General features: G+C 39.3%; 9 protein-coding genes. 5 read left to right on the top strand and 4 right to left on the bottom strand.

Annotated features, from left to right (window positions below; all coding sequences use genetic code 11):
* Nucleotides 1-14 precede the first annotated feature (14 nt).
* Nucleotides 15-5,189, top strand: a complete 5,175-nt coding sequence (locus BS34_RS0100005; RefSeq protein WP_233993119.1) for a beta strand repeat-containing protein — start codon at nt 15-17, stop codon at nt 5,187-5,189.
* A 122-nt stretch (nt 5,190-5,311) separates the two neighbouring features.
* Complete coding sequence (locus BS34_RS0100010; protein ID WP_029406506.1) at nt 5,312-6,676, top strand: Sel1-like repeat-containing protein kinase family protein; 1,365 nt, start codon at nt 5,312-5,314, stop codon at nt 6,674-6,676.
* A 362-nt stretch (nt 6,677-7,038) separates the two neighbouring features.
* On the opposite strand, the gene BS34_RS0100015 is transcribed toward BS34_RS0100010, so the two are convergent.
* The gene (locus tag BS34_RS0100015) at nt 7,039-7,446 is read right to left on the bottom strand and encodes a hypothetical protein (protein WP_029406507.1); all 408 of its coding nucleotides are present in this window, start codon (nt 7,444-7,446) and stop codon (nt 7,039-7,041) included.
* A 235-nt stretch (nt 7,447-7,681) separates the two neighbouring features.
* On the opposite strand from BS34_RS0100015, the gene BS34_RS0100020 reads away from it, so the two are divergent.
* The 3 genes from BS34_RS0100020 (at nt 7,682) to BS34_RS12415 (ending at nt 10,963) form a co-directional block, all read left to right on the top strand.
* Entirely contained in the window at nt 7,682-8,200 is a 519-nt protein-coding gene (locus BS34_RS0100020; RefSeq protein WP_029406508.1) for an adenine phosphoribosyltransferase, read from the top strand.
* 23 nt (nt 8,201-8,223) lie between these two features.
* The gene (locus tag BS34_RS0100025; protein ID WP_029406509.1) at nt 8,224-9,609 is read left to right on the top strand and encodes a sensor domain-containing diguanylate cyclase; all 1,386 of its coding nucleotides are present in this window, start codon (nt 8,224-8,226) and stop codon (nt 9,607-9,609) included.
* A gap of 148 nt (nt 9,610-9,757) precedes the next feature.
* Nucleotides 9,758-10,963: a diguanylate cyclase domain-containing protein gene (locus tag BS34_RS12415; protein ID WP_051640588.1), complete on the top strand. Its 1,206-nt coding sequence runs from the start codon at nt 9,758-9,760 to the stop codon at nt 10,961-10,963.
* A gap of 66 nt (nt 10,964-11,029) precedes the next feature.
* Here BS34_RS12415 and BS34_RS0100035 read toward each other — a convergent pair whose 3' ends face one another.
* From BS34_RS0100035 to BS34_RS0100040, 3 genes are all read right to left on the bottom strand, one after another.
* A complete protein-coding gene (locus BS34_RS0100035) occupies nt 11,030-11,242 on the bottom strand; it encodes a peroxiredoxin family protein (RefSeq protein ID WP_029406511.1) in 213 nt (70 codons plus the stop codon).
* Entirely contained in the window at nt 11,196-11,321 is a 126-nt protein-coding gene (locus BS34_RS13190; RefSeq protein ID WP_369699479.1) for a hypothetical protein, read from the bottom strand. The genes BS34_RS0100035 and BS34_RS13190 overlap by 47 nt, the downstream gene beginning before the upstream one ends.
* A gap of 102 nt (nt 11,322-11,423) precedes the next feature.
* Entirely contained in the window at nt 11,424-12,125 is a 702-nt protein-coding gene (locus BS34_RS0100040; RefSeq protein ID WP_029406512.1) for a pseudouridine synthase, read from the bottom strand.
* Nucleotides 12,126-12,163: the final 38 nt, after the last annotated feature.

A 12,163-nucleotide genomic window follows, 5' to 3' on the forward strand; every position in this document is an offset into this window, starting at 1 on the left:
CGCACACAGTCGAGTTGTACTCATTCGATGAAAATGGAACTGAAATTCCAGTGGAGGTGCCAGCAGGCGAAACCGTGACGGTAACGATTGGCTACAACCAAGACGGTACGGACACAGCGGGATCAGGAGACTACACGCAAGATACGAGTGTGACGATAGGTGCAGGTCAAAGCACAGGGACAGTGAGTGTTGCGACGGATGATGACGTGTTCGATGAAAACAACGAATTCTACACAGCGACCTTGACAGGCGTGGGCACAGTGAATGACAGCTTCGAAGCGTTGGTGATTGACACAGCCGCGGATGAAGTAACAGGAACGATCAGTGATGATGATTACTCACCTATTGGTGTTGATGACTCGGTTTCTGCGACTGAAGGGTCAACTTTAAACTTTACTACGGTATTAAATAATGACTCAGATGGTGACAACGATCCACTAAGTGTTGGTTTTGTCAAAGATGGTTCTAGAACTGAACAGCTAGTTTCTGGGCCTGTGACATTCACAACTGTCTTAGGTGGTACAGTCGTTATGCAGTCTGATGGATCTTATACTTATACTGCTCCCGTTCGAAATCACAGTGATGCTGTACCAGATGTAGATAGTTTTGAATATAAGGCATCTGATGGCACTAATCTATCTGAGTGGTCTACAGTTACAATCAATATTACTGACACTGAACCAACAGCATTAGCGGATAGTCAGACGTTGACTGAGGATGCTGTTAGTTTGGCTGGTAATGTGGTTGAAGGTATTAATGCAACTAAGGATGCCTTAGGTGCGGATGATGCGACTGTGACAGGTGTGCAGTTAAATGATCCAGGCACTGCAGAAATTACAACAGGTTTAAATACTCCAATAGCGGGTACTTATGGAACTTTGACGCTTCAATCTGATGGTTCTTATGACTATGTATTGAATGCAAATGCTCAGACTCTGCAAGATACTGAAACTGGTGTTGACACCTTTAGCTACACGTTAAAAGACAGCGATGGCGACTTCTCTAACACAACGGTAACGTTTAATGTTACAGGAAGTAATGACAACCCTACTATTGATAATATTAATGTCATTGCTGCGGTTTCTGAGGAAGGTTTAGCATCAGGTATTGCAGATACTACTGGTGAGAATGCTGGAGATGATACTACTGATAGTGCTATTTATACGGGTACTTTAGGATTAAGTGATGTTGATGGTGATGCATTGACGGTTAGCTTGTCTAATCCAACTGAAGTGATAACTTCTGGTGGAGTACAGGTTGTATGGAACAGTGTAACCAATACTGATGGTTCGGCAACTCTAACCGGTACGGCGGGTGCAGGTGGAAGCCTAGTGGCAACCATCAATGTAGCCACTACAGGGGCTTATACCGTGACATTACATGCGCCAGTTGACCATCCTACTAATTCTGTTGAGGATGTTTTATCGTTCAACTCTAGCGTGACAGTTACTGATGGCAATGGTGGTTCGGCTCAGACTAATCTAGCTGTTCGTATTGAAGACGATATGCCAACGGCAAACGATATTGTTCAAGAAGTTATTGTGCCGCTTACCAATTCTAATGTCATGGTGATGTTGGATGTATCCGGAAGTATGGGGATTGTTGATACGGGCGTCTTTGATTCGAGCGGTAACGAGTTGTCGCGTTTAGATGTTGCTAAGCAGGCAATTAGTGAAATGCTTGATAACTATGATGCTATGGGAGAGGTGCGTGTTCAGGTTGGTGTATTCTCTGATACTTTAGATACAAATATAGTCTGGATGTCTGTAGCTGATGCAAAAACCTATATAGACACGCTTACTGCAGGTGGTGCAACAAACTATGACTATGGTTTAGATGGCCTTGAAACTATGTTTGGTACCTCTGGCAAGTTGGTCGATGGTCAAAACATCAGTTATTTCTTCTCAGACGGTGTACCAACTGTTTCTGACTACGCGCCAAATTATAATCAAGACTATCAGAGCTTAGATGATCCAAATGTCACGGTTACTCAGAATGGTGGTACCACCCAAACAGAACTTGGCGATGGTATTAGCGCAACAGAAGAAGCGGCTTGGATAGATTTCTTAACGCTGAATGATATTAATTCATACTCTGTTGGATTAGGTGCTAATGTTCCTGAGACTTATTTAAACCCGATTGCTTATGATGGAATTAATGCTGTAGACACTAATGCGTTGGTGATTGCTGATTATGCAGACCTTGCAGATAGTTTAGTCGTTACTGTACCTGCTCCATTAACGGGTGACCTATTAACAGGAAACTTCAACACAAGCGGATTTGGTGTAGGTGCTGACGGAGGCTATGTTAGCGAAATCTTATTAGATGGTAATACTTATACCTTTGATGGTACTAATTTAACTATAACCGGTTCGGGTAATGGCTCTTATAGCTTTGATAGCACAACCAATACATTAACTATCAACACAGTTAAAGGCAGTAAAATTGTTGTCGATATGGATGGTGGTGAATATGAGTTTAACGCTAATCCATTATTGTTATCTCCATATAACGAATATGCTAACTTTACCCTAGTTGATAATGACGGTGACCAAGCTAGTGGAGAAGTCACTTTCAATGTCATTCGTGAAGGCTATACTGGTCCGATTATTCAGAACCTAGACCCTGTTAGCTATGTTTCTGAGGAAGGTTTAGTTAATGGTATCGTCGATGCAGATGGCTTAAATGCTGGTGATGACACCACTAATCTAACCATTGCGTCGGGTAATTTAGGATTATCAGATCCTGATAATGATCCTTTAACAGCCACTTTAGTTGCACCTACAGAAACCTATACTTCAAATGGTCAAGCCATTACCTGGACAGGTGACGGTATAGGCACTCTGGTTGGCTCAGCAAATGGTATTGATGTCATGACGGTTACTCTTAATAATAATGGAGATTACACGGTCACGCTGACAGGCCCCGTCGATCACCCAAATACTGCAGGTGAAGATGTTCTTAATGTGAATATTGGCATAGCGGTTTCTGATGGAACCAATGTGGCGACTACAGAGCTTACTGTTAAGGTTGAAGATGATGCGCCAGTGGCGGCAGATGTTTCTAAAGATGTTGTTATGGGAACTCAAAACTTTAATGTCATGCTCATTTTAGACTTATCTGGAAGTATGAAAGGTCAGAACTTAGTTGATATGAAAGAAGCGGTTGTGAACACGCTGAATTTATATTCAGCGTTAGGTGATGTTGCGGTTCAAATCGTTAATTTCGCAACCCGAGCAGAAATCGAAAACGATGGCGGTTGGGTTACTGCCCAAGATGCCATTACATATATCGAAAATCTAACCGATGCGGTTTTAGATGGCGATAGCTTGAGTAATATGACCAACTATGATGCGGCTTTAGCGGAAGCGATGACGGCCTATGCAGAAACAGCTGGAAAAATTACAACCACAGGTGTTCAGGATATTTCTTACTTCTTATCGGATGGTTCACCAACAGCAAGTGATGGTACAACGGGTCAATTAATTTCAAACAATGGTGTAACTGATGTTAATGAAGACGAAGGTATTGATACAACTGAAAAAAGTTTTTGGGAAAACTTCTTAGTAACTAACCAAATTGACTCTTATGCCGTTGGCTTCGGTGGTGCAGCATTAGCAGAATTAGAACCGATTGCATTTGATGGTGAAAACAATGTTGAACGTCCTGCCATTGATGGTGCTAGTGGTTTGGATGCCGCTTTAGCAGGTACAGTTCCACCTGCACTAAGTGGTGATTTAATAACCGGAAACATTCAAGACAGTGGATTTAGCATTGGCGCCGATGGAGGCTTTGTAAGTACCATTTCCGTAGGCGGTGCGACTTACTTATTTGATGGCTCTACGGTGACGGCACAAGGTAATGCTAATTACAGCTTTGATGCTAACAGTAAGACTATTTACATTACTACCGCTAAAGGCAGTTCGTTGATTGTTGACTTGGATGATGGGGACTACACCTTCAATGGCAACCCTTATAAGTCTGAGCCTTATACCGATAGAGTCTCTTTTGAAGTATCCGATAATGATGGTGATACAGCGGGTGCTTTAGTCGCGTTTAATGTCTCTAAACAAGGTTACTCAGGCCCAAGTACGGTGGATGAAGTGAATATGGTCACCTCTCAAAATCCATCAAAAGTGGTGTCTGGTACAGTGCTGGATAATATTGACTTTGGTCCAGATGGAGCAGGTCAAATTGACTCTATTGCCTATAATGGCGCTGTCTACAATGCTGTGGATTATCCTGCTGGAACAACTACTATCTCAATGACGAATGGAGGCTCTTTATTATTTGATTTCACAACAGGAAGTTATACGTTTGACAACGCCGCAGGCACAGCTTCGGCTAATGAAATATTTGTTGTAACAGCAAGTGACAGTAATGGTGATAGCCAGTCGTTGAACTTGAAACTGAGTGCCGCAGGAATTGAAAATATTCCAGCAATTAATTATTCAGAAGATTTAACTAATAGTGTTACAGGTTGGGGAAGTCAAGTTAGCGCTACTACAAATGGCATGTTGATTGAGCAGGACGAAACAGCTTCTAAGACTTTTAGTTTTGGTGCAGAGAGTGCAGGAAGAGTTGTGACTATAGACTTTAACCTGACTGTTGTAAATGCATGGGAAGATGCCACTCAAAATTATACGGATTATTTCAATGTATTAGTAAATGGCGAAAGTCAATATAGTGATTCATATACAGGTGGGACTCACCCTTATTCTTTTGATGTAGTCTTGGATGAAAATGGAGAGTTTAATCTTACTCTTGCAACAAATACTACAGCAGGGAATGAAGATGCATGGATTAATGACTTTGCTATTACAGCACCAGATTCTAGTGTAAATCTAGGTGATTTCCTATATGGCAATTACGGTGAAACTGAGCAGTTTATTATTAATTCTGATGAAGATGTGACTCTAATTGATTTTGATCCTTATGATGACGTACTAGACTTAAGCGAGGTCATTACTGATACCGATGCAGAAGTTACCGCCAATAGCTTAGCGGAATATCTAGATTTTGCACTGGTTGATACGGATGGTGATTCTGTTGATGATTCGACTCAAATCAATATTGATTCAAATGGCGAGTCTGATGCCGGTGGAACAGTCACTTCAGTGATTATTCAGGATCAGTTATTAGATGAAAATGATATCAATGATATGAATATCGACTTCCAAAACGATTAATTTTTGAGGTAGAGTTAAAGGGCACGAATTAAGTGCCCTTTTTTTTAATTCTGTTTTTTAGAAGAGCTTTGTTACGCGTTATAATGTAAAAAGCCTGTAGAAAATTATGGAGAAAAGACAGTATGTCTGATGAGGTTTTGCCTATATTAGAACAACAACCTGATTTAAGTAAGATTAAGCTTATTAGTAAAGGCTCGATTGCATCTGTCTATAAGGTTAAACAAACTACTGAAAAGGGCGAGCGTAAACAGTTTTTGCGTGTAATGCATGATATTCGTAATTATCAAGCGATTAAGCGTGAGAAAGATCTACTGCACTACTTAAATCAGTTTCCTGAATTTATTCATTTTAATGAGATTCGTAAGGTTGGATACAGCTATTTACAGTTCTTTGATTTTGCTGGTAAGCGAAACTTAAAGCAGACCATCAAAAAGTCAGGCTCTTTGTCTGCTAGGGCCACTAAAAAACTTTTGGAGGACATGGTTGCTATTTTAGAGCGTGTTCACTCTGTGGGTTTTGTTCATGGAGATATTGAACCAAGCAACATTGTTATGGGTAAAAAACAGGCTTATTTAGTCGATTGGAGCCATTCGATTCCATCATTAAGTTCTTTTGACACCGAGATGATAAAAGGCGATAAAAAATATTGCCCACCGGAACGTTTAAATGGTCAACTTGATGAAGCGGGTGATGTTTACTCTTTAGGTTGTACACTTTATTTTGCATTAACTGGCAAGCATATTTATCGGTTAGATAAAGAAAATGATGAAGATAAACAGCTTTGGGCACATGTTCATCACACGGTTCATAAGATGAATAAACTGCCTATTTTTTGGCGTTATTTAATATTTTGGATGACACAAAAAGACCCAGCAAAACGACCAGGCCTGGTTGATTTAAAACAGTGGTTGGAAGACCTGACTGTGCCAGAATGGGTTAGGCAAATGAGTGTTAGGGTTGATAAATCTTATCCCGAAGAACCAATGACGGTTTTGGCAGATGAGCATTACATGTACCCGATTTTTAAAAAAGCGTTGGAAAGTGAAAACTCAGGTGATTTAGATACGGCATTTAACCTTTATGAAAATTGTGCATTTAGAGATTATTCACGTGCAGAAAATAATTTAGGACGTATGTATGAGCAAGGGAAACCGGTAAGACAATCATACGCTATGGCGGCTAACATGTACCAACAAGCTTTTGAAAAGGGTAATCCTTATGCGGCTTATAATCTTGGGCGTTTGTTTGAAAAAGGTTTGGGGATGCCAAAAAATGTAGAACATGCCTTTAAGCTCTATCGTTTTGCCGCTATTCGAGGCAATTTACAAGCCCAAAACGCATTAGCAATGATGTATTTAGATGGTCGAGGTACTGTAGCCAATATTGCACAAGCGCGATCATGGCTGGGATTGGCAGCACAGTATGGTCATTCTGACGCTAAGAAAAACATACGCATGTTGTTAAAAGAGTCTAAAAGAGTGCTTTAAGGGAATTTTAAAATCCCTTTTAAGACTTTTTATTAGAGACCTTTGCACCCAAGGGCATAAACACGAGATAGGTGCGAAAGAAAAATGAGGGAAAATTTGCCTGATTCTCGACTTACCCCTTCAGGCGTCGAGTTCTTCGTTTGCGGCGGAAAATGTAGGGAATAGCTAGCTATTCGCAAGTTTTTCAACAAAAATTCGGGTGAATTTTAACCATTTTTACTCGTGCATACTCTCGTGCAAAGGCCTCTATTAGTTGAATCTTTACCAGGCCTGGTAAATATTATTTAATTGGAAAGAGCTTTGTCTCACGCCGTTGGTGTAAAGCTTTTATTATCTTGAGACCTTTCAAAAGTCTCATCTTGTTAACGCTTTTTCTTAAGTTGTTTGGCAAAAGTGTTTAACCATTCACTAAAAACGGGATATTCTTCCGCAGACATCTCAATTACCTCTTTTACCGAATAAACATTCAGTGGTAAGCCAATACTTGAACAGGCGGCTTTCATTAAGTAAAGCAACTCTTCTTTATTAAAGTTAGGGTTGGGTAAAAAATAAGTGGTTTTTGCTAACAGTGTGGCATTAAGAATGTCTGGCCATAATGTAATAGGAACATGATGTTCATTTAACAAGGCGGTATCAGGATCATTTGCTTGTTGCATTAAAAGCAATTGGTTTAATGGTGTAAGAGTTAATAGATGTTCAGCAATATCTCTTGCATGCGGCGGTAATTTTAAGAGCCCAGCCGTTTCATATTTATTTTCTAATAAGTGCATAAGGAAGTTTGCCGATTAACTTTTGGTTTATTAGGTCTATAATAGCATCGTTAATTAATAGAGACCTTGACACAAGGTTATAAGTAAATAAAAAAGTTCGCTTTTTTCAATTGTCTTTGATTCGTGCTGAGGTTACTAGTAAAGTGGTTAGAATAATCATTTATTACCTTAGAGTAAAGATGGATTGTCCTGTTTTTTAACCCGCAAACATAATGTATATAGTTATAGGAAAAGTATGGCCCAACATCCATTAGCACAATATTTAGATGCCGTTCCCGATTTTCCCAAACCTGGGATTCTTTTTAGCGACATCTCTCCTCTTTTAAAAACCCACTTTACAGAAACAATTGATGCCATGAGTGCCCTATATACTGAAGCAGAGTGGGCGGAGATTGATTGTTTAGCGGGGATAGAATCACGTGGTTTTATTTTTGCTGCAGCTTTAGCTTACAAGCATAATAAAGGCTTTATTAAGGTAAGAAAACCTGGCAAGTTACCTAATGTTGCCGCTTCTATCGAATATGGTTTGGAATACGGTACAGATCGCTTAGAAATGCAAAAAGGCGATGGAAGTAATATTGTTTTATTGGATGACTTAATTGCCACAGGTGGCTCAATGGGAGCGGCTGCTGAGTTGTGCGAAAAGGTTGGCTATCATGTTTATGGCATGGCTTGCTTAATTGATTTAGCAAGTTTAAACAGTTTTAAATATAACGATATGCAGGTTCGTTCAGTTATACAATTTAATGATTAATTTATTCAGACAGGATGTTTTGAATGCAGATTCCTAGGCTCACCAAAAGTATTTTTTTAGATCAGTTTCTCTACATGCAAATGATTGGAGTGATCATTGGATTATCATTTCCACTCATTCTTGTTGGGTATGGTTTTCCTGAAAGAGAAGTGCTTACTTGGCAGTTTTTCTTAATAACCCAAGTGGCTGGACAAATGGTTGGATTAATCAGCTACGTCATGATTTCGATGGTTATTCGTCCGCATTTAAAACAATTAGCCATGAAAATGCAGGATATTGCAAACAGCCTACAAGATAAAGATTTTATAGATTATTCCGTAAAATGCCATCATCAACTTTGTAATATGGACGTTATATCAAACGATGAGATTGGAGTAAGCGCTCATGCCTATAATCAGTTGTTAGAAGCGCTGATTGATTCGCATGAAAGTGAAGAAGTCTTTAATAAATTTACCAAAGTCATGTCTGCAAATCTTGAGGTTAGCACGCTTTCTGAAAAGACCATTGAGTTACTTGTTAAGTCTACTAAGATTGAGGCTGCTGCCATATTACTGTTTAAACATGGTGAAGTTAAAGTCGAAGCCACGCAAGGTATCTTGCATCCAGAGAGTTTAACGGAACATAGCAGTATTCTAGATGCGGTAGTCAAAGGTAAAGCACAAAGAATTACCTTGCCTAAACAAATACAATTAGACGGGGTTTTAACGCACTTTACGCCCTCAGAAGTCTTTGTTGAACCTATTGAGTTTAAAGGCTCACATTTAGGCGTTTTAGTTGCTGCAACGGGAGCTAAGACAGCGGATGATAGAACCAACTCGACCTTACATTTATTTGCAAGAAGCATGGGGCTTGCCTTAAATAACGCCTTAATTCACACAAAATTCCAAAGACTTGCTGCTTACGACGGTTTAACCAATGTTTATAATCGTCGCTTTGGCATGACACGTTTAAAAGAAGACTTTGCTCGTGCATCAAGAGAGCAATCTCAACTCAGTGTCATGATGGTAGATATTGATCACTTTAAGAAGATTAATGACAATTATGGTCATTTAGTTGGAGATAAAGCCATTAGATTGATTGCCTCTATTCTTAAAAATACCTTAAGAGACGGAGATATTGTGATTCGCTACGGTGGCGAAGAATTCTTAATGATTTTGCAAGGTGCAAACACCAAAGATGCATTACAAGTCAGTGAAAAAATTCGACACCAAGTTCAAGACACTATCTTTAGTGAAGGTGAGCAACAAATTAGCCTTACCATCAGTGTAGGAGTTTGCGGTTTTCCAGAAATTCAAGTAGCAGATGAAGTCATGTTAATTGATAAGGCTGACCAAGCGCTATATCAAGCTAAACAGTCTGGGCGCAATAAAGCCATAGCCTACGGCAGTTCATTAGAAAATTCTGATTGATTTTACAAACCTACCAGGCCTGGTAAATTTCACTCAACAATCTATTTAACAGCCTTTTAAAAGAGCCAAAGCTACAAATAGGTGTCAACATTCATCTATGATTGCTATGATTAAAAACGTTTATTAAAAAAGGTTATTGAATTTTATAATGGCAGACTCAAAACAAAAATCGCTAAACAACCTTTTAATTAAGTCGATTTTATTTGCACTTTTCAGTTCAATCACCGCCATTATCCTGATTATTTTTTTCTGGGGAAGTAATACCCTAACCAGCTATTTAAAAAAAGACAGTAGCATCAATTCCCAGCTAGTCTTTACCAGCATGCAAGAATTAATGAAAAAAGGCACCAACTCTGCTGAACTGCAAAATTATGTCAATAAATTAAACATCTTTTTTCCTGACCGCCATGTCACTCTCAAAACCGAAGACTTCCAAATTATTAAAGATGTTGAAGTGATTGAAGAAAATGACCATATCAAGCTCGCTTATCCACTAAAAGTAGAGCAGTCTTGCTTGGCTTGTCACACTGATGCTAAAGTGGGGGATTTAAAAGGCGTAATTGAATATCGCTACCCAATCAAAGATGTGTTCTTTTCATTGCAAGATGTCTTGTTGTTACTGGTTATTTTCGCCATGACCGGTTTTGTGATTATTTTTATAATGCTATTTTTATCGGTGCATCGTTTGATTGCCAAACCCCTAATGGATTTACAAGGCGTGATGGACAAGGTCTCAAGTCACAACGATTTACAAATCATTCCTACCCCTTCTCCCGTTCATGAATTAGAAGGCATCAGAATCGCCTTTAACCGCATGAGTGAAAAGCTTTCAAAATCTTTTACTGAAGTAGTCTCGGCAGCTGAAACAGACACTTTAACCGGCTTAAGAAACCGTCGAAATTTTGACCGAGTGATAAAGCGAGAATTAATCAAAACCAAAGAAAATGAAACCCACCTCGCTTTGGTGATGCTCGATTTAAACCGCTTTAAGCCGATTAACGACACCTATGGTCACCAGGTGGGTGACCATGCGTTAAAACATTTTGCCGCTATTTTAGAAAAAAGTTTCCGCAAAGAGGACTTGATTTTTAGAACCGGTGGGGACGAATTTATGTTAATTCTGCCTAACATCTCCAACCAGGCCGCTTCTCACGTGTTAGACACCCTAAGCAAAAACCTCACGTGCGTGCCTTTTAAAATAGATGAAGAACACCAGCTGTATTTATCTTGTAGCATGGGCTTTGCGATTTACCCATTGGATGGCACAGATTGTGACCAACTCATAGAAACTGCCGACCAAATGATGTATGTTCAAAAGAACAAAAACCATGGAGAAGATAGCACGGAAAGTTAAGCGCCAACGCTGGTTTTGTTCATCAGGCTCTCTTCATCCGCTTTATTTATTCCCTTTATTTATTCCCTAAGGCACTTCTTCTGAAATTATTTGACGAATGATGTGCTTAATTTCCGCATCATCCCATTCTATGGCTGTGTTTACCGACTTAGACAACCTGCCCTCTGCATTAATTAAGAAAGAGCTGGGAAAAGCAAAAATTTCATATTCGTTAGACACCTTGCCATCTTGATCAATTAATACCGGAAAATCGACTTGCGCTTGCTTTAAAAAACGCAATGATCTTGGGCGTTTCCTTAAAATTAACCGACACAATTTCAAAATCCTCGGCATTAAATGACGTTGCTAAACGGTTCATCGAAGGAATTTCTTTTACACCAGGTGGACACCAACTTGCCCAATAATTCAGCAAATTCTCCACTTCTGGAGAACACTTTCAATATATAAGGCTTGGTAGGTTTTATTTTTGCCAGATAGAGTCAATCTCTTTTTGGCTTAAACATCGATATTCTCCCGGTTGCAAAGCCTCTTCCAAAACAATGTTTCCAATTGACTCTCTATGCAGTTGTTTTACTCGATTGCCAATGGCAGAAAACATACGTTTTACTTGATGGTAGCGACCTTCGTAAATGGTTAATTTACAAAGTGTTGGGGTTAATATTTCTATTTCAGCAGGACTAGTGGTGATGTTTTCATAGGCAAAATAAATCCCTTTTTTGAATAACGCTTCAGTTTCAGGTGAAATGGAATATTGAGTTTTAACCCGATAGGTTTTGGGTATCTTTTGCTCAGGCTCGGTAATGTGGCGTGACCATTTACCGTTATTGGTTAAAATTAATAAACCGGTTGTTGCTCGGTCTAAACGGCCAGCAATATGCAAGTCACTCCGATAAGCTTCATCGATAAGCTCTAATGCTGTTTTATGCTCAGAATCAATCGTGGCACTTAAAATACCCGCAGGTTTATTCATTAAAAAATAACGAGCAGGCTTATGCAATTCTAACAATTGACCTTCTATGTGTATTTTAGAAAAATCACTAACGGATTGATCTCGTGAAAAGCAGGTTTTTCCATCCACCTTAATTTGTCCAAGATGCAATAAACGCAAAATAGATTTACGGCTTAATCCGGCATATTTGCTTAAGTAGCGATCTAAATGCACCTAATATTCTCTTTCTTTAGAATCTCTTTTTTCAGATT

The sequence above is a fragment of the Thiomicrorhabdus sp. Milos-T2 genome, assembly GCF_000702325.1.
Lineage (GTDB): Bacteria > Pseudomonadota > Gammaproteobacteria > Thiomicrospirales > Thiomicrospiraceae > Thiomicrorhabdus.